Origin of the sequence: Thermaurantimonas aggregans (genome assembly GCF_003851885.1) — a bacterium.
GTDB classification, from domain to species: domain Bacteria; phylum Bacteroidota; class Bacteroidia; order Flavobacteriales; family Schleiferiaceae; genus Thermaurantimonas; species Thermaurantimonas aggregans.
The window spans coordinates 201,049-227,600 of record NZ_BHZE01000001.1 but is presented as its reverse complement, the minus strand read 5'-3'; the positions used below and the strand labels follow the sequence as shown (position 1 = coordinate 227,600).

Here is a 26,552-nt window from a genome sequence, read left to right as displayed (position 1 = left end):
CATTTGCCGGGTTGCTGTTTAAAGACTACTCGCCTCACTTAAAATGTCTATGATGGCTCTAATTTACTTCAATTAAGGGTTTTATCAAAATAAAAAAGAAGGCGTCCTTTACTTTTTGGACACCTTCTTTAATTTTTTCTTTTTAAAAATTAATGAACTTTATTTAATCTGAAAGTGGCAGAATGCTGCTTGCAAGTGAGTTTAAGAATATACATACCGGCTTTTACCTCGTTGCCAAATGAATCTTTACCATTCCACCAATGTAAATGAGTACCGCCACCGAGCTTTTCTTTGTCCAAAAGGGTTGTTACCTTTCGACCGCTCAAGTCAAATATTTCAAGGCTTACTTCATCTAATGAGTGCAAATAAAAGTCGATGGATGTACCAGTAGCAGGTACAGGATTGGGATACACGCGCAAGCCAGGGTCAAATACTTGAGCACTTGAAGGTACTTCGTCGACTGAAAGAGGAATGATCGGACTCAAGTCAGGAGCTGGTAGTGGAGAAGTTGTGTAAATGCGATACTCACCTGGCTGAAGGGTAATTTGAGCATTCAGATCGGTAACATTTAAACTGGTATTAGTAAAATATTCGTACCAGGTACCAGTTTTGTTAAATCCTGGAATAAAAGAGATAGGCTGTACGTGAATATTTCCAAGAATCACTACGTCCATTGATGGATGATAGAGGAAAATCCGCTTGATCAATCCACCTACATCAAGAGTAAAGTTATTGGTCGAAAAAGCTGGATATTGCGTTTTAAGACGCGATACTGCTGCGTATACTTTGTAAAGCCGAGCTCTATTAGTTACTTGAATATAATCCCAACGAATAGGCTTTTTGTCGGTGCGACAAGAAGTGCTAATTGTTCCGTTTGGACAATAATTAATAGAATATGGATAACCAAGTTCATCAAACTGCCACCACATTTTCGGCCCGGGTATGGGAATGAGCAAAGTAGCTATCATTTCAGAACGTTTTAAAGCCACATTTAGATCTCGTACGTTGTGATTTGAATTCGATGTATTTCCAAAATTTAAGGCTTCATACATAAGTCTTTCTTCATCGTGACTTACGGCATAGCCTATCACATGTGGCGAATTCCACCCGCGGGCCTGATGAGAAATCCAGGAGAAGTTGCTGTTTGATTGAAAACCGAGAATACATTGTTTGTAGGCCTCATGTATCATTCCCCATAGCATCATACCATTATTGGCCAAAACAGTCTCTTCGTCATTGTTAGCAAAATGCTCGAGAATGACATATGCCGTAGGATCTACACTCCAGATGTGGGACGAATAGTCAAGCCATATGTTTATACGGCTCTGGTCGTATTGATTCCATGCACCTATGTTGCCCAGTGTGTAGTTTTGAGTAAAGCCTTTTGACAGGTCAAACCGATAGCCGTCAATTTTAAATTCTCTGATCCAATATTCCATAACGCGCTTAGAAAACTGACGTGTGTGTGGGCTTTCATGGTTGTAATCAAAACCTACACCGAAGGGATGGCGATCTGTCTCATTAAACCAGGGGTTTTCTGGAGTTGGCTGACCATACTGACCAGCATTTGGATTGAAATACATCCGAACTTGTGGGTTCTGACCGAAAGAATGGTTTAAAGCTATGTCAAGAATTACAGCGATTCCATTTCGATGACATTCTTCTACGAATCGCTTGAAGTCGTTTTTCGTTCCGTAATATTTATCAACAGCGAAATAAAACATTGGATTATAACCCCAACTTTCATTGCCTTCAAATTCCATGATGGGCATAATCTTAACGGCATTAACACCTAAATTCTTTAAATAAGGCAACGTGTCTTTAAGAGATTTAAAATTGTGTGAATGAATAAAATCTCTCAGCAGCAATTCATAAATCACTAGGCGCTCTTTTGGTGGGCGTTGATATTGAATAGTGGTATCCCAAGGGTAAGGATCTTCGCCAGGTTGAAGCACTGAAACTACATGCGAAGTCTTACCATGTGGATAGGGGATAAGATTCGGAAATACTGACGGTGGAATGTATTGATCGTTCCATGGATCGAGCTGAAGATCAGCATATACATCGCCCACTTGTAACAAAGTAGAATCGATCCAATACTGATATCTGTATTGTTGCTTAGGAGTTAAACCATCTATTTGAATCCACCATACATCGCCGTTTTGATTGCGTTTCATGAAATATTTCGGGTCAAGTTCCCAATCACTCCAGTCACCCACGGCATACACAAACTGTTTAAAGGGGGCATGTAGGCAAAGAATGAGGGAAGAATCGTTTAAATAATTAATGCCATATTTCACATTAGCCGGCGGATTTTGAACGGTTACAGGAGGTTGAACTATAAAATAGGTGGAGTCGTACACTGTAGTTGAACCGTTCGTAGCTTCGAGTGTAATGTAGTGTTTTCCAAATCCTAAGAGGTTTGTGTTTATGGATCCAGTAATTGTTTTGGTATTGTTTTGCTGCGAAATGGTAGTTCCATTTACTTTAATTCTAAGTGTACCAAAATCACTAGATGCCCCTTCGATTTGTATGACCTGATTTATCTGTCGAATCAGATGCTTACCAAACGGTTTTACCAGCTTAGCTGCAAACTGACCCGGCTGATAGACATCTACGAAAATATCGCTGCCATCAGCATTTCGACCTACCCGCGTGCCTGTAGCATTTCGGAATACAAAGGCCATTTTGTATACAATCGTACCCTGTGGCAGATTGTAAAAAGTTGGGATGTGATACTTGATCTGATGAAGATTATTCCCGAGAGGAGTCATTAGCACCTTTGGATCGGCTGTACCCCAAGTACCCTGAACATGCATCCAAGAGGTAGGTGTAGGACTTGTATTGGTGATTACACCCGTATGTGCATAAATCGGAACAAATCCTGCCAACTGACCATTGCCCTGCGATGCATCGTATATGATGGTAACAGTGTCGTTTTGCGTGGGAAAAATTGGAATCGTGGTGATTACTTGAGAATGGGAAAGTACACCTACCGTCCATCCCAACAGCGCGAATAGTTTTCTTCTCATATTCAAATAAATTCTGTTGGCTAATATAGTGTATTTTTTACACTTTCTTAAAAGTTGACAATAATCATTTGACCTTCAAAGATCATTTACTGACCTTGCTGTACCACTTCCAACACATCATAAGTATGAAAACCATCAAAGACTTAGTGGATTTTTTAATACACCTTGAAAAAAAATTTACGCAATCAGAAATTAAAATGCAGGAATTGATGCTTCATCCTAATTATGATGTGTCAGCTAAAAATTTAGCAAAATATCTGGTTTTGAGAAGTCACGAACTACGCCCTATCCAAAATCAACTGCATCATTTAGGGCTATCTTCACTGGCTGCATCTGAAAGTCATACCCATTATCAACTGCTCAATGTACTTAAATGGCTCGCGCCAGAATACAAAGGGAAAGCGTGTACCCTCTCTGATGACGTAGGAAGGGAAATGATAAGCCAAAGAACCAGAAAACTATTTGGCGAAAAACACGCCGATCACAACATCCCTTATCTAATGGTGACTATAGACGAACGCAAAGCCGGCGATGTGAAATACTTTGAAAAATTGCTTATAAACGGGATGAATATCGCTCGAATCAACTTTGCTCATGCCGACGAACTAACTGTTAACCAGATAGTAAATACCCTTCAAACTGCAATAATAAACACAGGGCTGCCCTGTAAAATTCACATGGATTTAGCAGGACCCAAACTGCGCACCCTTATACCAAACAAAAAGAAAAAAATAGAACTACAGCTCAACGATGTCATCTATTTACAAGCAACTACAACCAATGAAAATTTCCCGAAGAAAACAATTTTGATTTCAGAAACTCGCGTATTCGAAACATTACAATCAGGCCATAGAATTTACTTCGACGACGGAAAATTTCATGGAATCGTAGAAGAAGTAAAAAATCAGACTGCAGTGATTCGAATTGTCAAAACCCCTCTAAATAATGCTGTTTTAAAACAGGATAAAGGCATTAATCTGCCAGATACACATCTGAACACTCAATCACTTACTGCTGAAGACATCAAAAATCTTAAAATGATAGCCTCATATGCCGACTTGATTGGCTATTCATTCGTTCGTAAAACGGAGGATATTCAACTTTTGAGGACGTATTTAAAAGAATTCGGCATTCACAAGCCGGTGATTTACAAGATCGAAACATCAGAAGCGGTTGACAGTTTTGTCGAATTGCTCTACGAGGCAATGAAAGACCCACTTTTTGGTATAATGATCGCCAGGGGAGACTCAGCCATTGAAATAGGCTTCGAAAGACTTGCTGAAATTCAGGAAGAACTCCTTTGGCTATGTGAAGCAGCACATACTCCAGTGATATGGGCAACACAAGTTTTAGAAAGCTTGAACAAGACCGGCTTAATCACACGCAGCGAGATTTCGGATGCTGTAATGGCATCTATGTCAGAGTGCGTGATGCTCAATAAGGGAAAAAACATCGTTCAGACGATGCAAACGCTTAAAGACATTTTGAGAAGAGAGTCGTCTCATCGCGAAAAGAAAAGATTCACGATGAGACCTCTCGGTATAGTTAAAAAATTCGTGTCAGAACACTTAAATGATAGTCAGAGCGAAGGATCAATCATGAAACTGCCTTCAGATGTGTGAGTAAATCCGACTTTTCAACCTGCATAGCAGCATATTCGGGAGTTAGTTCGAAGACATTGTCCTTGAGCTCCATTGAAGGCAGCTCAAACATAGCCTCTGTGAGTATGGTTTCACAGATAGAGCGCAGCCCTCTGGCACCAAGTTTAAAGGTGATCGCTTTGTTTACGATGTAGTCAATTGTTTCCTCAGGTACGATGAGCTCAATGCCATCGAGGGCAAAGAGTTTTTTGTATTGCTTAATTAAGGCATTTTTTGGCTCTGTAAGTACTCGACGAAGGGCGGCTGCATCGAGGGGCATAAGATGGCATACCACGGGCAATCGGCCGAGCAATTCAGGTATCAGGCCAAAAGTGCGCAAGTCTGAGTGGTCGACAAACTCAAGCAGTTGGTCTTTTTCGAGGGTGCGTTGTTTGTTAGAATGATACCCTACAGTAGAAGTATTTAACCTTCGAGCAATGATTTTATCAATGCCCTCAAAGGCTCCACCTGCGATAAAGAGGATGTTTTTCGTATCGACCTCTATAAACTTTTGCTCAGGATGTTTGCGCCCTCCCTGTGGCGGCACATTTACCTTGCTGCCCTCCAAGAGTTTTAGCAAGGCTTGTTGTACCCCTTCGCCCGAAACATCGCGCGTTATGGAAGGATTGTCGCCTTTGCGAGCGATTTTGTCGATTTCATCGATAAAGACAATTCCGTTTTGTGCAGCCTCTACGTTGTAGTCGGCGGCTTGCAATAGTCGGGAGAGAATGCTTTCCACGTCTTCGCCTACGTAACCGGCCTCTGTGAGTACAGTGGCATCGACCATCGCAAAGGGCACATCGAGCAGCTTGGCCACCGTACGGGCGAGTAGTGTTTTACCCGTTCCGGTTTCGCCAACAAGGATGATGTTTGATTTTTCAAGCTCTACGTCATCGTCTTGAGCCGAAATGGCCTGAAAAATGCGCTTGTAGTGATTGTATACTGCTACAGAAATCACTTTTTTAGCTTGCTCCTGACCGATCACATATTGATCGAGATAGGCTTTGATTTCTGCAGGTTTATAAATCTTGCGCTGAGTGGATGTTATTGTGCTTTTCTTCTTCCTATTGGCATAGTCATGACCCAACTCAGCCCCTACCAATTCATAGGCTTGCATCACGCAATAGTCGCAAATATGCCCGCTCACGCCCGCTATGAGCATATTCACTTCCTTTTTTTCGCGACCGCAGAAGGAACAAGATTGATAGTCGGGTCTTTTCATTTGGGATTAACCTCTGTTTTTCTTAGAAACCAAAACTTCGTCGATCATACCGTATTCTTTGGCCTCTTCGCTGCGCATCCAGTAGTCGCGATCGCTGTCAGCAGCGATTTTCTCAAAGGTTTGTCCGGTATGCTTTGAGAGAATGTTGTAGAGTTCGTCGCGAACTCGAAGGGTCTCTTTTAAAGCAATCTCCATATCGGCTACCTGACCTTGAGTGCCACTCATGGGCTGGTGAATCATGATACGACTGTGCTTCAGAGCAGTACGCTTACCAGCGGCACCAGCACACAGGAGCACAGCAGCCATTGAGGCAGCAATACCAGTGCAAATGGTGGCTACATCAGGAGCTACCATTTGCATAGTGTCGTAAATACCAAGACCTGCATACACCGACCCACCAGGCGAGTTGATGTAAATCTGAATGTCTTTTTTAGCATCTGTACTTTCCAAAAAGAGCAATTGGGCCTGTACAATGTTAGCCACTTGATCGTTTATGGCCGTACCCATGAAGATAATACGGTCCATCATCAAGCGGCTGAATACGTCCATTTGAGCCACATTGAGCTGACGCTCTTCGATGATGTAAGGTGTCAGAGAATTTTTAATGTATGACTCAAGCGTAAGCGATGAAATGGACTGATGCTTTACTGCGTATTTTTTAAATTCTTTGCCGAAATCCATAAGGATATTAATTAATATTTGACAAAATTTCTCTAAATTGAGTTAACGTTACGGTAAATGGATTTGTTTTGTGGCTTACTAATGCATTTTTCAGCATATATTCGTACGTACGGTCAAACATCTGTTCAGCTCTTTTTTTGTCTTTTAACATTCCCTCTACGTAATTTTTCATCAGAGGTTTCATCGTTTCGAGCTGATCTTCAGGAAGTGTTTTGGTGTATTGTTCGGTATAAAAATCTATTACGTTCTCCCACGAAACTTGCAAATCAAGCAAGCGAGCTAACGTTTTATTTATCAAGGAATTAGTTAATTCCCACACCAAACTGCCTGAAATGGTTTCGAAGGGAGTATTGTTTTTGTTTTTTTCATAAGAATTCCACCATTTCGCCAGAAAATCCATCGGAAGATTGGTGATTTTAGAACGCACAAATTCGAAGGCTTTTTTCAAGAAAATGTCTTTGGATAATTCGTTGTATTGCTCTTCGAAATCTTTTTTCAAAAATTGCTTGAATTCTTCTGGATTTTCAAAGGTTTTGGAAGGTACTATTTTTTTTGCTAAAGTGAGTTCATCGATCTCTTCAAATTTTACCATTCTTCCTAAATGAAAATGATGCGATGAACGAAGATTGTCAAATTTTTTATCTTCAGGATTTAGTAGATAATCAAACACATTTATATGCTCATCTTTTTGTTGAAATTTTTCAACAAATTCCTGAAGTTTATCGTCTGTTATATCGCTTTTCGAAATATAGGTAACTGAATGTTCGGGTTCTTGATTTCCGTCATGGCCGTGAGTATGGGTGATGATTTCAAAAGCCTCAGCTTCATCCAAGCTGTTTGCCTCTATTACATTTTTATTTTCATTCTTTAAACGGGCAATCTCTTCATCTACCTCTTGTTCGGTAAGCTGTACAGCATAAAGGGGTTCTGATACTATTTCTGTGATCTCAATTTGGACCTCGGGTTCAGTTCCGAATTCAAAATTCACTGTTACATTTTCGCCTGTAGAAAAGTTGGCTTCTGGCGAAAACTCTGCAACGGGATCTAAGAGTAGCTTAAATTGATTTTTTGCGACTTCTTCTTCAAAAGCTTTATACGCTTTTTCATATGTTTCATTTATTCCAAAGCTATCACCATACATTTTTACGATAAGTGACTCAGGAGCTGTACCTGGTCTAAAGCCTGGAACGACAGCAGTTTTTTGATATTTTTTTATAGCTTTCTTTCGCTCTGAAAGAAACTCTTCCTTAGAAACTGTAACTGTAATTTTTTTGTGATTTTCAGCGAGTTCAGTAAGTATTACTTCCATTCGTGTCAGTATAATTTAGTGGGCAAAGCTACGATGACTCTTTTAATCGATTTAAGTTTGTTAAAACAAATATGTGTTTCAAATAATTAAAAAGACATTTTTAACAAATTTATTAAGTAAAAACAAAAAAAAATTTACATTTACGCCTTGAAATAAAAAAATTAAAGATGAAAAATATGTTACGATTTGTAACTCTGCTCCTCTCCACTTTTTCATACGTTCAGAATGTAAGTGCACAAGGCCATTTCGTTGTTAATACCTCTTTAGGCGTAATGAAATTGATTTCTCCTTTAGACTCCTGGTCGTACTCTAGATATAAGATAAATGCAAGTCTGATACCTGAAGTGGGTTATCAATTTAACGATAAATTCTACGCGGGGGCGATGCTGTATGTGGGCATTCTGAATGGAGCTAATGCCAATCGTTATTTTGAGTCCACATATTTCGCGCCATCACTGGTCGGTCGATTTAACTTTTTGCCCTATATCAGCAATTCTTCAAAAATGCGGCTGGAAGTAGAAGGTGGTCTTGAGGTTCTTAGTTATTACACTACACTTTACAATAGAATTACCAATGCTAAAATTCTTCAAGTGCCTTCAAACAGAGGTTCGCTGAGCTTCGCTCCTGGAGGTTTTGGAGGATTGCGAGTAACTATACCCCTCAACAACTACCTGGGTTTGAGCGGTGGATATCGATTCCATTTGGTAAATAATCCCTGGATTGACGGGGTAAAAAGTAACCCCGATGAGTTTCTGTCATTCTTACATGATTTCAATGTAGGCTTTCGACTTTCCTTAGAAAACATGCTCAAGAAAAATGAGGTGCGCGTAGATCGCAAGAAATATCAAAATCTGAATGCTCAACTGAATGATTTGCAGCAAAATCAACAAAGATTGACAGCCTCAAACGAAGCAAAACTGAAAGAAAAAGACAACAGAATTCTGGCCCTGACCAAAGAAAATGACAGTCTGAGAGCTTACATCGCTAGCTTGAACATCGAAGAAGAAGACGATTCAAAATCAGGCCAAATTGTAACGACTTCGGGCGGTAAAGTGCGAGGCGATAAAAAGCAAATCGATCCGATGGAGGCGGTTAAAAACAAAGCCTTCCGCATCATCGTGGGCAGTTTCCCTACCCAGCTGATGGCTCAAACGTACATGGAAAAATCGCCACTCAACAACCCAGACATGTTTGTGGTGTATGTAGAAGATCTGAAAACTTACAGGGTAGTGTACAAATCGTATCCGACACGCGATGCAGCCATGAAAGATCTCGGCAAGGTGCGTGAAAGCGTGAAATCGGCTTGGATAATTTATTTCTAATCATCGATCAACTTTTTTCGCCAAGCAGGTTGCCCATCATTGGCAACCTGTTTTTTATTTGTAGCGACATGAAATTGTAATTGCGGAAAGTAATGACAATAAGGCAGATCCTTTGGCAACTTGTGTTAGTCATCGCGTGGCTAACCGGCACAGCTCAGATTCAACAACCAATAGGGGGTATTACGGAAACCGATGAATTAACAGTAGTGTACACAAATGCTCTCGTAATCACAGAGCCCGGAGCTGCCCCGGAGAAGCTCAACATAGCAGTGCGAAAGGGAAAAATCATCCGTGTATCGGCTCAGCCTCCCCAGCCCGGCGAAGTAGTGGTCGATTGCAATGGCATGTACATCTATCCCGGATTCATTGATTTAGTAAGCCAATACGGCATCGAGGCTGAACCAGCTTCAACATCGCCTTCGCGAAGGAGAACATCATCACAGCCTATTCAATACGATAGACAGCGTACCGGAGCTCGCCATTGGAACGACGCCATTCGCTCGGAATATCACTCTTATGAGGATTTTGAGTACAGCAAAAAAGAAGCTGAAGAATGGCAAAAAGCTGGTTTTACCGCTGTGCTGTCTCATAGAAACGACGGCATTGCCCGCGGTTCGGGGTCTTTGGTATTGACTGGTAATGGCCGCGAAAATCAATTGATGCTTCGCGAGCGGGCAAGTATGCACTATTCTTTTTCAAAGGGAAGCAGTAAACAACCCTACCCTACCTCATTGATGGGCGCAATTGCCCTGCTGCGCCAACTTTACAGCGATGCCGATTGGTATCGAAAAGGTGGTAGAGACGGCGAAATCAATCTGGCCATAGCTGCTGAAGCTGCCGCATTAGGACTGCCAATGCTCTTCGAAACACGCGATTTGTACGACCTATGGCGCGCTTCAGAATTGGGAAAACCTTTTAACAGAAGTTTTATCCTTTACGGAACAGGCAGAGAATATCAACGAGCCAAGGAAATCAAACAAATGAACACCAAACTGATTTTGCCCATGACCTTGCCCAAAGTGCCCGACGTTTCATCGCCGTACGACCATCGACATCTCACCTGGGAAAAGTTGGCACATTGGGAGATGGCTCCATTTAATCCGTTTGTTTTGAGAAAAGAAGGGGTTGAATTTGCTTTTACCACAAAGGGGCTTAAAAACAAAACAGAACTTTGGAAGTCGATTGCTGAGTTCCTCAAATCTGGGCTTGACACCACATATGCATTAGCTGCTCTCACTACTGTGCCTGCCAACATGATCAATGCAAGCGATGTATTAGGTAAAATTAAACCGGGCTACGCTGCAGCTTTTATTGGTTTGGAAAAGCCCTTTGGCGATGCCAACAACAAAGTACTCTTACACGTAAGCTACGCTACAAACATTTACGACCCCATTATCAAACCCTCAGCCGGTGTATATGAAGTAAAGATGGCTGATTCTACCGCAAAACTGCTCATTTATTCTACACCGACCAAACCAAAAATCAAGTGGGCAACAAAGGATACTACCGATGTAGAATATACCTTATCTCTTTACAGCATTTCATTGCGGATACCAATTAATAAAAAAGAAAAAAAATATCGAGTTCTTGAAGGAACTTTTACGCCTTCATCCATTTCTGGTCAATATTTAGACGAAGGAGCGCGCTTACAAAATTGGTCAGCGACCAGAGTAAGCGACTTACCTGACACTGCTCAAAAGAAGAACGACTCCATTCAACCTCTGCCTGGCTACATGAAATATCCTTTTACGGCTTGGGGATTGGACAAACCTGCTGAACAGGAATTCTTACACATAAAAGGAGCCACTCTATGGACAAGTGAAAGAGATGGAAAGCTGGAAAATGCAGACATCATCATTCGCAACGGAAAGATTCAAGCCATCGGTACATACCTTCGCACTCCGGCGGGTGCAGCTGTTTGGGAAGCGAAAGGCCTACATGTAACGCCAGGTATCATCGATGAACACTCCCACATAGCCATCAGTCGAGGAGTGAACGAAGGCTCACACTCCATCACATCTGAAGTGCGTATTGGCGATGTGCTCAATCCTGATGACATAAACATCTATCGCCAGCTGGCTGGTGGAGTTACAGCTGCGCAACTCCTCCACGGGTCAGCTAATGCCATTGGCGGGCAGAATGCGCTCATAAAATTGAGATGGGGTGCGCTGCCCGATGAAATGAAAATGGCTGGTGCATCTGGATTCATAAAATTTGCTCTTGGAGAAAATGTAAAACAGAGCAATTGGGGCGATCAAGCAGTGACGCGCTTTCCTCAGACGCGCATGGGCGTAGAACAGGTGTATGCCGATGCTTTTAACAGAGCAAAAGAATACGAAGCTCGGAAAAAAGCTGCGGCCAAAGCAAAAATTCCCTTCAGAACCGACTACCAACTGGAAGCATTGGTCGAAATCTTAAACGGCACAAGGCACATCACCTGCCATTCGTATGTGCAAAGTGAGATCAATATGCTGATGAAGCTAGCCGACTCTTTAGGATTTAAAGTAAATACCTTTACGCATATACTCGAAGGGTACAAAGTTGCCGACAAGATGAAAGCCCACGGCGCAAATGCCTCGAGTTTCAGTGACTGGTGGGCGTACAAGTGGGAGGTTAAGGAGGCTATTCCCTTCAATGCAGCTATACTTCACCGCGTAGGCGTAAATACAGCGATCAATTCTGACGATGCTGAAATGGGCCGCCGACTTAATCAAGAAGCCGCTAAGGTGGTAAAATACGGAGGACTGCCAGAAACGGAAGCGCTCGCAATGGTGACCATTAATCCCGCCCGGATGCTGCATATCGACCATTTAACCGGTAGTCTGAAAGTTGGAAAAGACGCAGATATCGTTGTTTGGAGCGGTCATCCATTGCTCAGCAGCTCTTATCCGTTGGCCACGTTTGTAGATGGCAAGCGACTGTACGACTACACCGCCCAGAAAGCTAAAGAAGAAGCTATTCGCGCAGAAAAAAACCGATTGATACAGAAAGCTCTGGCTGCCATAGCCTCAGGAAAAGAAAAGGAATCCATCAAGCCAGATGCAAACTTTATGTATCACTGTGAAACCATTATTCAGTACGATGCCCATGAAAACGAATAAATTAATCCTTCTTGCAATAGCGATTATTCATCAAACTGTTTTTGCACAAAAGGCGCTACACTGCCTGACCAATGCCCGCATTTACGCTGAAAACGGAGTTATAGAAAATGGGTTTATCACCTTCCAAAATGGTATAATTCAGCAAATTGGATCAATGGCCGAATGGAAGAACCCAGGAACTGATGCCGTAGTGGTCGATGTAAAAGGCCAGAATGTCTATCCCGGATTCATAGCCCTTGACTCACGCGTGGGTTTGACGGAAATTGATGCTGTACGCGCCACGCGCGACTTCAACGAAGTTGGCCAATTCAATCCGCATGTTCGGACGCTTATAGCGTACAATACAGATTCAAAAATTATTGAAACCATTCGTACCAATGGTGTGCTCGTGGTACAACCTGCGCCCACTGGAGGAAGAATCAGCGGACAGTCAAGTGTATTTAAGCTCACCGGCTGGAATTGGGAAGATGCCATAATCAGTGCTGACGACGGCTATTACATCAATTGGCCAGCAGCCACCGAAACCACCGGTTGGTGGGCCGAGCCCGGAGAAGACCGCTCCAATGAACAATACCTTTCTCAAGTACGCGAATTAGAGGAATACCTTTTGAAAGCCAAAGCGTATTCACAGGCTAAAAATCTACCGTACGACGTTCGGCTTACCGGTTTATCAGCACTTTTTACCCGAAAAAAGCGCTTATACATACGTGCTTATAGAGCAAGAGAGATACGCGATGCTGTGCTTATGTGCAAACGATTGGGCATCGATAAACCAGTGATTTCAGGTGGATGGGAGGCGGATGTAGTAGCCGAAATCTTAAAAGAACAAAATGTTCCGGTAATACTCGATCGCCTCACACGATTACCCGATAGCCGCGATGCACATGTTCACAGTCCTTTTGCCTTGCCAGCGGTGCTCGACTCCTTGGGCGTACTGTTTGCCTTTTCATATGCAGGCGATATGGAAGCAATGGGTACGCGCAACTTGCCCTTTACGGCCGGCATGGCCCGTGGATATGGATTGAAGGAGACATCAGCACTGGCTGCAATCAGTTTAAATGCTGCTAAAATTGCCGGCATAGATCATTTGGTCGGTTCACTCAAACCTGGCAAGCGAGCATTTCTATTTGTAAACAAAGGAGATGCACTTGAAATGATCACCAACAATCCTTCGCGCATTTACATCGATGGCGAAGAAATTCGCACAACCAATTTTCAAACAGAGTTGTATCAGCTGTATTTGAAAAAATACAATCTCGATAATCCATAAAATAGCGCTCTGCCATGCCCTTCTTTTCGGTAGTGATACCGGTGTACAATGCCTCTGAACACATCACCGAATGCTTGCACTCTGTGATTGGTCAGACGTATAAAGATTTTGAAATCATCATCGTAAACGACGGTTGTACGGATGACTCGATGAAAAAGGTCGCCGAATTCTTTGAGGCATTTCCTGAGTATGAACCTAAAATAGTGCACCACAATTACAACCGAGGCTTAGGTGCAGCGCGAAATTCAGGGGTATTTCGCGCAAACGGAAAATTCATAGCTTTTTTAGATGCTGACGATTACTGGGCTGTAACAAAGCTGGAAAAAGCCGCTTCGTATTTAGAAATTTTTCCCATTTGGGACTTGCTGTATCATCCAGTCGTTGAGTTTCACAATGGCCGACAGCGAAAGCGCTCTGCATATTTTGCCAGCGGATTAGACGATTTCATTTTGAAAGGCAATCCATTGGTGCCATCAGCCGTAGTGCTTAGCCGAAAAATTGCCTTAGAACATCCTTTCAGCACCGACCGAAGCCTGCTCGGAGTCGAAGACCTCGACTTGTGGTTTCGGCTAATACAAGCCAAAGTACAAATGGCTATGATCCCTGAGGCGCTCACTTTTTACCGAATTACTTCCGGTCTTACATCGCGCATCATGCAGCACTTAAGTCGCTGCGAGAAGGTTTTTAAAACCTATTTAAAAGAAGAATACATCGCCACAGCCATGGAGCGCAAGTACTACGAAGCTGCCCGATTGATGCAGAAAACCGGCCGACACAAGAGAGCAGAAATCTTCTACCGTAGGTCGAAAAATAAGGATTTTAAAACCCGAATCCTTCGACTGGCCAATCGACTACACTTTGCTGTGTAAACTGTTGCCATACCAGCTCCTTGGCCTATCATTGCATACAAAAACAGCCTGCACCGATGAAAGAATCCTTTAAAAAACTGCTCGACCTAAAAGATGAAGCCCTAAAGGGTGGTGGAGAAGAGCGCATCAAGGCACAACACGAAAAAGGAAAGCTGACCGCCCGCGAACGCATCGAACTTCTGGTCGATCCGGGTTCCTTCCAGGAGATGGGAATGCTGGTAAAGCACCGAAGCAAAAACTTTGGCCTTGACAAGCAAGTCTTTCTGGGCGATGGAGTGGTGACCGGATACGGTACCATCAATGGTCGTCTGGTTTATGTCTTTGCGCAAGATTTTACGGTGCTGGGTGGCTCACTTGCAGAGGCACATGCAGAGAAGATTTGCAAAATCATGGACCTGGCCATGAAAAACGGTGCCCCAGTAATCGGTCTGAACGACAGTGGTGGGGCTCGTATTCAAGAGGGGGTGGTATCGCTGGGCGGGTATGCCGACATCTTTTACCGAAACACTTTGGCTAGCGGTGTTATTCCCCAAATATCGGTGATTATGGGCCCTTGTGCAGGCGGGGCAGTGTATTCGCCGGCACTTACTGACTTTGTAATCATGGTAGAGGGCACATCGTATATGTTTGTTACTGGACCCAACGTCGTTAAAACCGTAACGCATGAGGAAGTAACCTCTGAAGACCTCGGTGGAGCAAGCGTGCACAGTACCAAGAGCGGTGTAGCTCACCTTACCTACCCCAACGAAATTGCCTGCATCGAGGGAATCAAAAAGTTGCTTTCCTACATCCCACAAAACTGTGAGGAGCCTGCGCAATCGCTGCCATACCAGCCGGGCGATGAATCAAGACCTGCATTGGATGACATCGTGCCAGAAAATCCAAACCTGCCCTACGACATGAAGGAGGTAATCCATCAAGTTGTAGACGAGGGTTCATTCTTTGAGATTCACCGCGATTTTGCTGAAAACATCATTGTGGGCTTTGCGCGGTTGGCAGGCCGTTCTATAGGTATTGTGGCGAATAATCCTGCCTATTTAGCTGGGGTGCTTGACATTAAAGCCTCGCAAAAGGGCGCTCGTTTTGTGCGCTTTTGCGATTCGTTCAATATTCCGCTGCTTGTCTTTGAAGATGTACCCGGATTCTTACCCGGAACTGATCAGGAGTGGAACGGGATAATTACCAACGGTGCAAAGCTGCTTTATGCCTTCTGCGAGGCTACAGTGCCACGCATCACAGTGATTACACGCAAAGCTTATGGTGGCGCTTATGATGTGATGAATTCGAAGCACATCGGGGCTGACCTCAACTTTGCCTGGCCTACGGCTGAAATCGCTGTGATGGGTGCCAAGGGGGCAGCCGAAATCATCTTCAAAAAAGAAATAGCAGCTGCTGATGACAAGGCAGCTAAACTGAAAGAAATGGAACAGGAGTATGCCCGACTCTTTGCTAACCCATACCGTGCAGCCGCTCGTGGATATGTAGATGATGTAATTCTGCCCAGTCAAACCCGTGAGGTGTTGATTCGGGGTTTTGAGATGCTGAAAAACAAAGCAGTGTCTCTACCTCGTAAGAAGCATGGAAATATTCCGTTGTAAATGTGCAGATCTGCCAACTTGATCGTGGTTTGCTCAACAGGGGAAATAGTCTATTTTTACACTAGACAGTGTTTGTATTCGTAGGCAGTGCCTAGGCTTTTTTGTAATGTTATTTCATGGATAGGGGGGAGTAGGTCGAATAGTCCTGTTTGTGCTCGAGGTATGCTGGTTTATCAATTCCCTTGTCAGTATGTTTCACAGGTGCAAATTGGAGTGTGTGAGTGAGTTATAATGTTTTGAAATTGTAGCTTACAGAGCAGAAACGCATTATTAAAAAAGCGAAACTTCGGTGCTGAAAGTGAATGCACAATCTACCTGGCATCGCCTTCTCGCGTGAGGGATAGAAGCGGATATGAGCCGCAGCGGGTGGGGCATTGCGGCACCTGGGCGAGGCTGGCTGGCCCGAAGGGCAGACAACGCAGCCCAGAGGTTTAGAGAAGTGCATAGGGCTGACATGCCAGGCAGATGTGTGAAAAGTAAGCAGGTGTAGGCCTGTGGTGCCGCCCCCACCCGCAAGGCGAATATGAGCGGATAGCCCGACCCGAACGACTGAGCGAAGCGAAAGAAGTGAGGGGCACGCCCAAAAAAATAAAAAAAACCGGACATTCGTGATATGCCCGGCTGAAATGATTTGAGATTTGGTTTACAAGGTGCCTCTCAGTGCCTGCTCGCGTTCGATGGCTTCGAAGAGCGCCTTGAAGTTTCCCTTGCCAAATGACTTAGCTCCTTTGCGTTGGATGATTTCGAAGAACATGGTGGGGCGGTCGAGCACGGGTTTGGTGAAGAGCTGAAGGAGATAGCCTTCGTCGTCGCGGTCGATGAGTATGCCGAGCTTGCGCAGCTCAGTCAGGTCTTCGTCGATGTGGCCTACGCGGTCGAGCACAGTGTCGTAGTATGTGGGGGGCACGTAGAGAAAATCTACCCCGCGGTTTTTGAGTTCGGTGACGGTGTGGATTATATCGTTTGTGGCGACAGCGATATGCTGTACACCGGCACCATTGTAAAACTCGATGTATTCTTCGATTTGAGACTTTTTACGGCCTACGGCGGGCTCGTTGATGGGGAATTTAATTCGGCCGTTGCCGTTGGTCATTACTTTTGACATGAGGGCGGTGTATTCGGTAGAAATGTCTTTGTCGTCGAAAGAGACCAGCTGTGTAAAGCCCATGACGCGTGCGTAGAAGTCCACCCATTTGTTCATTTCGCCCCAACCCACATTGCCGACCATGTGATCGACGTAGAGCAGACCAACTTCAGATGGGCGGTAGTCGGGATTCCATGGGCGAAACCCTGGCATAAAGGCGCCTTGATAGTTCTTGCGTTCGACGAAGTAGTGAAGAGTTTCGCCGTAGGTTTTAATGCCAGAGAGCACCACCTGGCCGTGTTCGTCGGAAAGGGTGGTAGGCTCGAGACAGCTTTCGGCACCGCGTTGAGTTGTAGCCTCCCAGCTGTAGGTGGCGTCGTCAACCCACAGAGCGATGACTTTCACGCCGTCGCCGTGGCGGTTGATGTGTTCATTGATGGGACCACCGGCTTGAAGCGGTGAGGTGAGCACCAGTGTAATCTTACCTTGGCGGAGTACATAGCTTACGCGGTCGCGGCTTCCGGTCTCAAGACCGCGATAAGCTACCGGCTGGAAACCCCAGGCAGACTGGTAATAATGAGCTGCTTGCTTGGCGTTGCCCACGTAAAGCTCTACGTAGTCGGTGCCATTGATGGGTAAGAAATCTTCAGCCTGAGGGAATATTTTGGGGATGTCTTGAGCTTGTGTTTGCATACGTTATAGATTTTTATGGAGTTACTAAAATAAAAAATTTATTCAAGCCAGCTGCGATAATAGTCTTCGTTTTCGATCTGTAAGGCGGTTTCAGTAAGTTTTAGAGGCTTAAAAGTATCGATCATCACGGCCAGCTCGCGGGTTTCCTTCTGGCCAATGGAGCGCTCGATGGCTCCGGGGTGGGGGCCGTGAGGAATGCCTGCGGGATGAAGGCTTATGTAGCCTTTCTCTACGTGATTGCGGCTCATAAAGTCGCCATCAACGTAATAAAGAACTTCGTCTGAGTCAATGTTGCTGTGGTTGTAAGGAGCCGGGATGGCGTCGGGGTGATAGTCGTACAGACGAGGTGCAAAGGTGCAGACGACAAAATTGTGACCTTCAAAAGTCTGGTGAACGGGCGGTGGCTGGTGGATGCGGCCAGTGATAGGCTCAAAGTCGTGTGCTGAAAAGGCATATGGATAGAAATATCCATCCCAACCTACCACGTCGAAGGGATGTGAGGCATAGACAACCTGATGTAAGTGGTTTTGTTTTTTAATCTTGATCAGGAAATCGCCTTTTTCGTCGTAGGTTTCTAGTATGCTTGGCCGGCGGATGTCGCGCTCGCAGAAGGGTGAATGCTCGAGCAACTGGCCAAACTGATTGCGATAGCGCTTAGGAGTAACTATGGGACTAAAAGATTCGACAATGAGGAGGCGGTTTTCTGCGGTTTCAAATTGAATTTGATAGATTGTGCCTCGAGGAATAACGAGGTAATCACCATAACCAAAGGAAAGGTTACCGAGAAAAGTACGCAACATACCAGAGCCCTGATGTACGAAGATAAGCTCATCGCTGTCAGCGTTTTTGTAAAAATAGTCGGTCATCGACTGTCGAGGTGCAGCCAGAGCGATGTTCAGATCGTTATTAAAGAGCACAATGGTGCGGCTGTCGAGAAAGTCATCTTCAGGCGCTATGTCCCAACCCCGCAGCATGCGAGCTGTAATGTTGTGCGTAACGGCAGCTTTAGGCGTCAAGTCGATGGCCCGGTGAATCTCCTTTACCATTGTAGGTCGGTAAATGTGATAGAGCAAAGAGCTCACGCCTGAAAAGCCTTCAGTGCCAAAGAGCTGCTCGTAATAGAGCGAGCCGTCGGGCTTGCGAAAAACTGTATGGCGCTTGGGCGGTATTTTTCCAAGGGTATAGTAGAAGGGCATAATGGCTTCAGTTTTCGGTTAGTGGGCTGCAATTTAGGACTTCAGAACGGGAGAATTTATGAAAATTGTTAGGTAGTGGCTTTTTGATTTTTGGCTCAATCAACAAATTGATTGAATCAGTAAGTGTAAAACAAGTTTTGAAAAGTCGATTTATTAGGAAACCTTTTTTAAAAAGCAATTTGCCTATAATTTTTACTTACCTTGCTCTAGTGATTTGCAATTTGATTTAGCTCAATGAAATTCAGCGTTTTTTTGCCTTTGTGCATCTTGATTTGGCAGGCACTATACGGCCAGTCGTACGATGTGTATCACTCCGGCGACACAGTCGATGCCGTAGTTACCCCATCGAGAGGCATCGTGCTGATGGGGGGTGCTAGTGAGCACGACGCGGCCATGCGCTGGTTTCTGCAGCGGGCTAATGGGGGGGATGTAGTAGTACTACGCACATCTGGAGGCTTGGGATATCAAAATTACTTACATGCTCAGCTGGGTGTACCCGTGAATTCCGTGCGCACATTTGTGCTAAAATCTCGTCAGCACAGCTATGATCCTCAAGTAATTAAGTATCTAAGTCGAGCTGAAGCTATATGGATCGCCGGTGGCAATCAGGCTACTTATGTAAACTACTGGAAGGATACACCGGTAGATAGCCTGATAAACTACCTCTACAACGTAAGAGGCGGTGTGGTAGGCGGCATCAGTGCCGGCATGGCCATTTTGACGGGTTTTTACTATTCGGCACTTACCACGAGTGCCGAATCGAATACCGTATTGAATAATCCCTTTCACAGCAGTGTAACGCTCGGCACGAACGACTTTATACAAATACCCATCTTACAAAGGGTGATTGGCGACACACACTTCAACAATCCTGACCGACGTGGTAGGTTGATAACCTTCATGGCACGATTGCTCGAAGAAAAAGGTTCTCCGGTACTTGGCATCGGTGCTCATGAATATTGTGCAGTGGCAATTAACGACAGTGGAATCGCCAGGGTTTACGGAGAATATCCAAAATATTCATCCGATCGGGTTGTTTTCATACGTCTTTCTTGCGATACCCCCACTACACCAGAAGTACTCGTAGCCGGTACACCTCTTACCTGGAACAGAGGCGGAAAGGCTCTAAAAGTATTTATTGCTCCAGCTGATTCTCAAGGCACTGTGACCCTTGATTTAAACGACTGGAAATCAACCACCGGAAACGGCTATTGGGAAGATTGGTACGTTATAAACGGAATTCTTTACACCACATCCAATGCAACTGCACCCACTTGCAGTGCTTTTAGTGGGTTAAACACATCGGAACCTTTTTTAAATCACATTAGCGGAGTTTATCCAAATCCGGCCCTCGACAAAATCTGGCTTAATGTAATAGGGCCGACGCATTACATACTGCTTGATGCAATGGGCAAAGTTTTAAACGAGGGAATTTATTATCCAAATGAAGCTATCGATGTACAGAGGCTACCAAAAGGCATTTATCTGCTACAGACTAATCGCGCCTCTTACAAATTTTTAAAAAGCAGATAACTGATAATCGAGAATTTTAAAACCTATTGTTTAAGTTCTTTTATCAGTAACTTTCGGACAATTCGCACAGCCTGCTGTGTTTTTAGTAAAAAAGAGTTTTTTGATGAGATACACCACAGCGAGGAGCAAGGCAAAGTATGTTAAAAATTCTTGCATTTTATGAATTCAAAATCTGATAGGCAATTAATGAGACAATATACGCAAGTGTGCCCATACTGACAAGTTGAATCAAAGGCCACTTCCAAGAGTTTGTCTCGCGTTTTACGATAGCAAGTGTACTCATACACTGCATTGCAAAAGCATAAAAGAGCAATAAGGAAATACCTGTTGCAAAATTGAAGACCGGAGTTCCATCTGGGCGCATCTCCATGCGCATACGATTGCGCACGGTTTCCGACTGTTCATCGGCATCACCTACGCTGTAAATAGTAGCAAGGGTTCCTACAAACACTTCACGAGCAGCAAAGGAGCTAAGGATGGCAATACCGATTTTCCAATCGTATCCAAGAGGTGCAATGACGGGCTCGATGGCTTTCCCGAGCCTTCCCAAATAGGAGTTTTCCAGTTGAACAGCTGCTATAACTTCAACAGCCTCTTTCGACTGATGGTGTCCTGAAAGCGGATCAGCTAATGCGGCCTCAGCTTTCGGGTAAGGACTTTCTAATTTGCTGGAGCCGGTAGAAGCCAAAAACCATAAGATTACAGATATCGAAAGAATAATTTTTCCAGCTTCCAGTACAAAGGATTTGGTTTTATCCCATACTGAGTAAAAAATGTTTTTGGGCAATGGCAGTTGATACTCAGGTAGCTCTGCAACAAAAAAGTGATGTGTATCTCGTTTCAACAATCGATGTAAAACCCATGCAGCCGCGAATGCGGATGCAAAGCCGATCATATAAAGTGCCATAAGCACAAGGCCTTGAAGATTTATTAACCCGAAAAACGATTTTTTAGGGATAATGAGAGAAATCAGAATGGTGTACACAGGTAGCCTAGCTGAACACGTAGTGAACGGAATCACGAAAATAGTTATCAATCGCTCACGCCAATTTTCAATATTTCGGGTCGACATTACCGCAGGTATAGCACATGCAGTACCAGACACAAGCGGCAATACACTTTTGCCGCTCATACCATACCGACGCATAATCTTATCCATCAAAAAGACAACACGGCTCATGTAGCCAGTCTCTTCTAACAGTGAAATGAAGAATATCAGTACAGCAATCTGCGGAACAAATATTACAATCCCGCCAATGCCGGGAATAACACCATCTGTGATCAGATCAGTGAATCGGCCTGGAGGTAGTATCGACTTTAGCGCATCAGCAAGCATGGCAAATCGACTGTCAATCCAATCCATAGGTGCACTTGTCCAGGCGAATACTGATTGAAAAATAAGCAGCAAAACGGAGGCAAAAATTACGTAGCCAAAAATTTTATGAATGAATATGCGATCGAGCACTGCTCGTAAGTCGGTACCTTTAAGTCGATTTACTACATATGTTTTCTGCAGAATTTCATTTATTTTTTGATACCTGAGTATGGCTTCGCGTTGATGGTATTTTTCTAAATCGCTTATTTCACGACGAATAGCTTGAATTTCAGCAATTTTTTCTTTTGGCAGAAAATCCGGATTTTCGTAAGTAGTAAGCAACCAGGATTTATAGTAACTGTACTGAGGAAATAATCCGCTAATTTTTTCGCAGGGAAGGTTTTTAAAACTCTGGGATAGCACCACCATTGGTTCTGTTGCTGTACGCGGGTGGTTGATTATTGCTTTCTTAAGTTCTTCGATTCCAATTTTTTTTCTAGTGCTTACTGGTATTACTGGTACACTGAGCAATGCCGACAGTTGGGAGATGTCTATTTCGATTCCTTTCTTTTTGGCTTTATCGATCATATTGATCACCAGAATCAGCGGCAGACCAAGGTCTCTGAGCTGTGAAAAGAGGAAGAGGTTGCGCTTGAGGTTTTCGGCTTCAGCTACATATACGACTAAATCAGGATGATCTTGATTTTGCTCGTTTACAAGTACATCAAAGACAATCTGCTCGTCGGCCGAAGTTGGATGAATCGAATACGTTCCGGGCAAATCAAGGATTACGGCTTGGGTATTTGCCGAAACAAAGGCCGTACCTTGCTTTTTCTCAACGGTGATGCCTGGGTAATTTCCTACCTTATGACGCAGTCCAGTGAGTATATTGAATAGGGATGTTTTTCCGGTATTTGGATTGCCGGCGAGCGCTATTTTCAGCACGTAAACTTTTGGTTATTAAATAAGTCTAAACAATGATGCATTCTTCGATTACTTACTTTGTGGTATTCACTTTTATTTGAACAGCCGTTTCTTCGCGAATCACCAAGTAACTTCCATTAACCTGAACACAAATAGGGTCGCTAAGCGGTGCTCTACGTATCATCTTTACTTCAATCCCAGGTAAAAAGCCCATCTCCAGCAATTTAAGCGGGATGTTTTCAAATCCGTTTTCACAGATTACGGCAGTTTGCCCCGGTTCCATACTTGCAAGTGTGTTCATTTATTTAGACTTATTTTAAATTGCAAATATAGACTGGTTCAAAATAAGTAAACATGATAAAAATTGTCATTCGGGGGCAGTTTAAAACTTTTTTACATTATGTAAAGTTTCTCATTTGAAGGAAACTGTTTCTGTGTTATTCAATACAAAAAGAAAATGAACTTATCTAGATCTAAAATTCTTTGAGAAACCAGGGCAGTGAAAACGTTTGTTGTAACTCCGTCAAAAGAGGTCCAAACCGGCCTTATAGTGCCTTTCCAGGCATCGATATGATTGTAATCGCCAAAAAATTTTTCTTCTGTTACTTTTACCGGCTTTCGATTGATTCTCTGGCGACGCCATGTATTGCCGCCGTCTTTGCTCCATTGTAACACGACATTGTATTGCTCCTTTTTTGCATTCACTTGCTCATAGTAGAGGAGGTAAATATTCCCATTTGACTGGTCAACGCAACCGGTCACGGCGAAACGAGCTAAGGCTGATGCTCTTGTACTCAGAGCCCGAGGTGTGGTCCATGTGCCATTCTTATTCAAACTTTTAGAAAACATAACAAAATACTCGCCTGTAATGGGATCCCAATCGATCCAGGTTAGATAGAGGTTGTTTCTGAAACGGCTTTTAGAAGCATCTGCCATTAGAAAGGGCATACCATTCGCCCTCTTTAGGCCGGGTACGCGCATGCTCCAACCACCGCGATGTAGAAAAAGAAATTTTTCCTGATCAAGCCAGGTTTTCCCTTCGTCGTGCGAAAAATTGATCCAAAGGCTGTCGTTGCGACTCCAAACTACAAAAATCGAACTGTCAGCAGTAACTGCTGGAACTGCACCTTCTGCAGTTGCATTACTATCAAGACAATTGCCTGGTATTGATGAAATTTTTTTTGCTGGTGTCCAATGATTCCCGCCATCAGTAGAATGAGCATACATGATGTAGCTCTTGTGAGCAGAGTCGTTGCTGTGATATTTGTCAAATTGCGTCCAAGTAAGGTGCAGCGTATTTAAGACAGGATGTGCCACAGCCCAGGGCTTGTCTTGCTTTTTCGGCGGATTGAACCCGGCAAAGGAACCTGCAGTCCAGTTCATTCCATTATCAGATGAAGACTGCACTACAATGCGGTCGAGTATTTCATCGCTTTTCCAATTCATGCCTGTCGGGTCTGAGAGGTGGAAATAGTGAAAGTCACCACGATAGTCGGCTACAAGCACTGGATCGCCCCAAACGCCATAGAGCGATTTTAACTGTTTCCCTTTCCAAGTGCGACCGCCATCGTGCGAATAAAACACCCCGTCGAGCACTGTGCCTATTACCATCTTTTGTAGATCTTTACGGCTAATGGCTATAGAAGGCTCACATGTTCCGAGCTTGCTTTGATAGTCTGTATTTACAAGAACATTCCGAGGCTGAGCAATAGAATGATAGATCGAAATAACGAATAGAAGAATGTAAAGAGGTTTCATACGCCTTTAGTGATTTTCAATTCCAAATTGAGATACATCCCATGATTTTGCAGTATTAATAATTAATTTTCCTTTTCTTACCTCAAGCGGAGAGTAGATGTTGTTTTCGTACAACATGCCTGTACCTAGACCCTGTGGCAAGCGTGGTATTTGCGTTACAACCCATTGACTGATGGCATTAAGCCCTATATTGCTCTCGAGTGCACTGGTTACCCACCAATCGATACCATTTTCTTTAGCAAGCTTAATCCATTCTTCTGAAGACTTAAAGCCACCAAGCAGCGTAGGTTTAATGATCAAATAGTCAGGACTGATGGTTTTTATAAGATCTTTTTTCTGTTTCAAATCAGAAATGCCAATGAGCTCTTCGTCCAGAGCGATAGGAATAGGGCTTTCGGCACAGAGATGCGCCATTTGCTCCCATTGGCCTGGTTTAATGGGTTGCTCGATGGAGTGGATTTCGTATTCGCTGAGCTTGTTTAATTTCTCAAGAGCTTCCTCAGGTTGCCAAGCTCCATTGGCATCGAGTCTGAGCTGTACTTCGGTATTGTCGTACTTTTTTCGAAGTTCTTTGATAATTTTAAATTCTTCTTTCCAATCCAGTGCTCCAACTTTCATTTTCAGAACTGTGAAACCTTGCTCGAGGAGTTCGTCTATTTGAGCTTGCATATGTGCCGCGTCGTTCATCCATACCAATCCATTGATTGGAATGCCCGCTCTACCGGTTGTAAAAACAGATGGGTAAAGCATCATCGGATGATCGCAATCGAGGCTATGCATAGCCATTTCAAACCCAAAGTAGAGAGCTGGGAAATTTTTAAGCGAGGTTTTGATTTTCTTCGGATCGTCGTTGATGTGTTCCTCGAGCCATCGAAGCTTTGCATCCCATTTCGTCATATCGTCGATGCTCAAGCCCGGAATAGGTGCGGCCTCTCCTATGCCGTAAAATCCCTCCTCTTCAAGTACAATGTACCACACATGCCGTTCTGTCATCGAACCACGACTTGTGCGAGCTTCAAACTTAAATTTTAGTGTATGTGGAAGGATTCGAAGTGTTTTCATAAAGTTCACATGTTACAAATTAATACCAAACCCTAAAAGCAATACATACAGCAGCGTCATAAGGGCTACTTTCTTAAGCTCAGGGTCATAGGCTTCACATGTCTTAATTTGAAAAACTTTTGCAATATGACCAACAAGCGCCGGAACCACAAACAAGTACAAATAGGAATATCGACCATATCTGCCAATTTCGATGAACGGTATGGGTAAAACAATGGGTATAAGCAAAAGCAACAAGTGATACCATTTAGAATTTTTAAAGCCTAAATAATTGGCGATGGTATACTTACCACTCGCCAAATCGGTCTCCATGTCGCGCATATTGTTCAGATTGAGCACAGCCGATGCCATAAGGCCGACAGATAAGCCGGGGAGGAGAACAAGTGGATTCCAAAATTTTGTCTGTAAAAAATAACTTCCGCCTACTGCTATAAGACCAAAAAAAATCGTTACAAATACTTCTCCCATCCTTTTGTATCCATATGAAAAAGAACCATATGTGTAGTTAATTGCCGACCAAATACTTAAAAGAGCTAACCCTAAAAAGAGTCCGAAAATCCAAACTGGTAAATTGCGCAATGCGATGTGGAGCAACAAAACACCTGAAATGGCTGAAAGCCCGGCAAACAGCAGCATGGCTTTTTTCATCGCTTTTGGCGAGATAACACCAGAAGCTACCATGCGCTTTTCTCCCTTTCGATGGCTATCAGCCCCTGTAAGCGCATCACCCAGATCGTTAGCAAAGTTGCTGAGCACTTGAAAGAAAACCGCGGTGAGCATGGCCAATACTAAGACCACAACATCAAGCTGCACCTCAGCACGAGCAATGAGGGTGCCTAAAACGATTCCGCTGAGCGAAAGGGGTAGTGTACGCAATCTAGCTGCTGAAATCCAATGCGTGAGCATGAAAGTCCCAAACAAAGCAGCAAAGAAAGAGTAAAAG

18 protein-coding genes are annotated in these 26,552 nt (G+C 43.8%); 7 read left to right on the top strand and 11 right to left on the bottom strand.

The window, feature by feature from the left end:
* Nucleotides 1–149: 149 nt before the first annotated feature.
* Entirely contained in the window at nt 150–3,032 is a 2,883-nt protein-coding gene (locus EIP89_RS00980; RefSeq protein ID WP_124396791.1) for an alpha-amylase family glycosyl hydrolase, read from the bottom strand.
* A 125-nt stretch (nt 3,033–3,157) separates the two neighbouring features.
* Between EIP89_RS00980 and EIP89_RS00975 the strand changes: the two genes are divergently transcribed.
* On the top strand, nt 3,158–4,654 hold the full coding sequence (locus tag EIP89_RS00975; protein WP_124396790.1) for a pyruvate kinase: 1,497 nt from the start codon (nt 3,158–3,160) through the stop codon (nt 4,652–4,654).
* Here EIP89_RS00975 and clpX read toward each other — a convergent pair.
* Genes clpX through EIP89_RS00960 form a run of 3 tightly spaced genes read right to left on the bottom strand, consistent with a single transcriptional unit; the run spans nt 4,629 to nt 7,884 of the window.
* Complete coding sequence (gene clpX / locus EIP89_RS00970; protein ID WP_124396789.1) at nt 4,629–5,894, bottom strand: ATP-dependent Clp protease ATP-binding subunit ClpX; 1,266 nt, start codon at nt 5,892–5,894, stop codon at nt 4,629–4,631. The two genes, EIP89_RS00975 and clpX, sit on opposite strands and share 26 nt — an antisense overlap.
* Nucleotides 5,895–5,900: 6 nt before the next feature.
* Complete coding sequence (locus EIP89_RS00965) at nt 5,901–6,575, bottom strand: ATP-dependent Clp protease proteolytic subunit (RefSeq protein WP_124396788.1); 675 nt, start codon at nt 6,573–6,575, stop codon at nt 5,901–5,903.
* A gap of 7 nt (nt 6,576–6,582) precedes the next feature.
* Complete coding sequence (locus EIP89_RS00960) at nt 6,583–7,884, bottom strand: trigger factor (protein WP_124396787.1); 1,302 nt, start codon at nt 7,882–7,884, stop codon at nt 6,583–6,585.
* A gap of 167 nt (nt 7,885–8,051) precedes the next feature.
* Between EIP89_RS00960 and EIP89_RS00955 the strand changes: the two genes are divergently transcribed.
* The 5 genes from EIP89_RS00955 (at nt 8,052) to EIP89_RS00935 (ending at nt 16,044) form a co-directional block, all read left to right on the top strand.
* The gene (locus EIP89_RS00955; RefSeq protein ID WP_124396786.1) at nt 8,052–9,206 is read left to right on the top strand and encodes an SPOR domain-containing protein; all 1,155 of its coding nucleotides are present in this window, start codon (nt 8,052–8,054) and stop codon (nt 9,204–9,206) included.
* Between the two features lie 92 nt (nt 9,207–9,298).
* Complete coding sequence (locus tag EIP89_RS00950; RefSeq protein WP_124396785.1) at nt 9,299–12,307, top strand: amidohydrolase family protein; 3,009 nt, start codon at nt 9,299–9,301, stop codon at nt 12,305–12,307.
* On the top strand, nt 12,294–13,577 hold the full coding sequence (locus EIP89_RS00945) for an amidohydrolase family protein (protein ID WP_160160471.1): 1,284 nt from the start codon (nt 12,294–12,296) through the stop codon (nt 13,575–13,577). The genes EIP89_RS00950 and EIP89_RS00945 overlap by 14 nt, the downstream gene beginning before the upstream one ends.
* Before the next feature lie 14 nt (nt 13,578–13,591).
* Nucleotides 13,592–14,446, top strand: coding sequence for a glycosyltransferase family 2 protein (locus tag EIP89_RS00940; protein ID WP_124396783.1), 855 nt, complete (start codon nt 13,592–13,594; stop codon nt 14,444–14,446).
* A 56-nt stretch (nt 14,447–14,502) separates the two neighbouring features.
* Nucleotides 14,503–16,044, top strand: a complete 1,542-nt coding sequence (locus tag EIP89_RS00935) for an acyl-CoA carboxylase subunit beta (protein ID WP_124396782.1) — start codon at nt 14,503–14,505, stop codon at nt 16,042–16,044.
* 643 nt (nt 16,045–16,687) lie between these two features.
* Here EIP89_RS00935 and hppD read toward each other — a convergent pair.
* Nucleotides 16,688–17,821 carry a 4-hydroxyphenylpyruvate dioxygenase gene (gene hppD, locus EIP89_RS00930; protein WP_124396781.1) on the bottom strand — a complete coding sequence of 378 codons (1,134 nt, stop codon included), beginning with the start codon at nt 17,819–17,821 and terminating at the stop codon, nt 16,688–16,690.
* Nucleotides 17,822–17,859: 38 nt separating this feature from the next.
* On the bottom strand, nt 17,860–19,017 hold the full coding sequence (locus EIP89_RS00925; protein ID WP_124396780.1) for a homogentisate 1,2-dioxygenase: 1,158 nt from the start codon (nt 19,015–19,017) through the stop codon (nt 17,860–17,862).
* Nucleotides 19,018–19,251: 234 nt separating this feature from the next.
* Between EIP89_RS00925 and EIP89_RS00920 the strand changes: the two genes are divergently transcribed.
* Entirely contained in the window at nt 19,252–20,550 is a 1,299-nt protein-coding gene (locus tag EIP89_RS00920) for a Type 1 glutamine amidotransferase-like domain-containing protein (RefSeq protein ID WP_124396779.1), read from the top strand.
* 157 nt (nt 20,551–20,707) lie between these two features.
* Here the strand turns inward: EIP89_RS00920 and feoB are convergent, their stop codons facing one another.
* From feoB to menA, 5 genes are all read right to left on the bottom strand, one after another.
* On the bottom strand, nt 20,708–22,810 hold the full coding sequence (feoB, locus tag EIP89_RS00915) for a ferrous iron transport protein B (RefSeq protein WP_124396778.1): 2,103 nt from the start codon (nt 22,808–22,810) through the stop codon (nt 20,708–20,710).
* A gap of 52 nt (nt 22,811–22,862) precedes the next feature.
* A complete protein-coding gene (locus EIP89_RS00910; RefSeq protein ID WP_124396777.1) occupies nt 22,863–23,090 on the bottom strand; it encodes a FeoA family protein in 228 nt (75 codons plus the stop codon).
* Between the two features lie 140 nt (nt 23,091–23,230).
* On the bottom strand, nt 23,231–24,547 hold the full coding sequence (locus EIP89_RS00905; protein WP_124396776.1) for a sialidase family protein: 1,317 nt from the start codon (nt 24,545–24,547) through the stop codon (nt 23,231–23,233).
* Nucleotides 24,548–24,553: 6 nt separating this feature from the next.
* Complete coding sequence (gene menC / locus EIP89_RS00900) at nt 24,554–25,609, bottom strand: o-succinylbenzoate synthase (protein WP_124396775.1); 1,056 nt, start codon at nt 25,607–25,609, stop codon at nt 24,554–24,556.
* A gap of 12 nt (nt 25,610–25,621) precedes the next feature.
* The gene (gene menA, locus EIP89_RS00895; RefSeq protein WP_124396774.1) at nt 25,622–26,515 is read right to left on the bottom strand and encodes a 1,4-dihydroxy-2-naphthoate octaprenyltransferase; all 894 of its coding nucleotides are present in this window, start codon (nt 26,513–26,515) and stop codon (nt 25,622–25,624) included.
* Nucleotides 26,516–26,552: the final 37 nt, after the last annotated feature.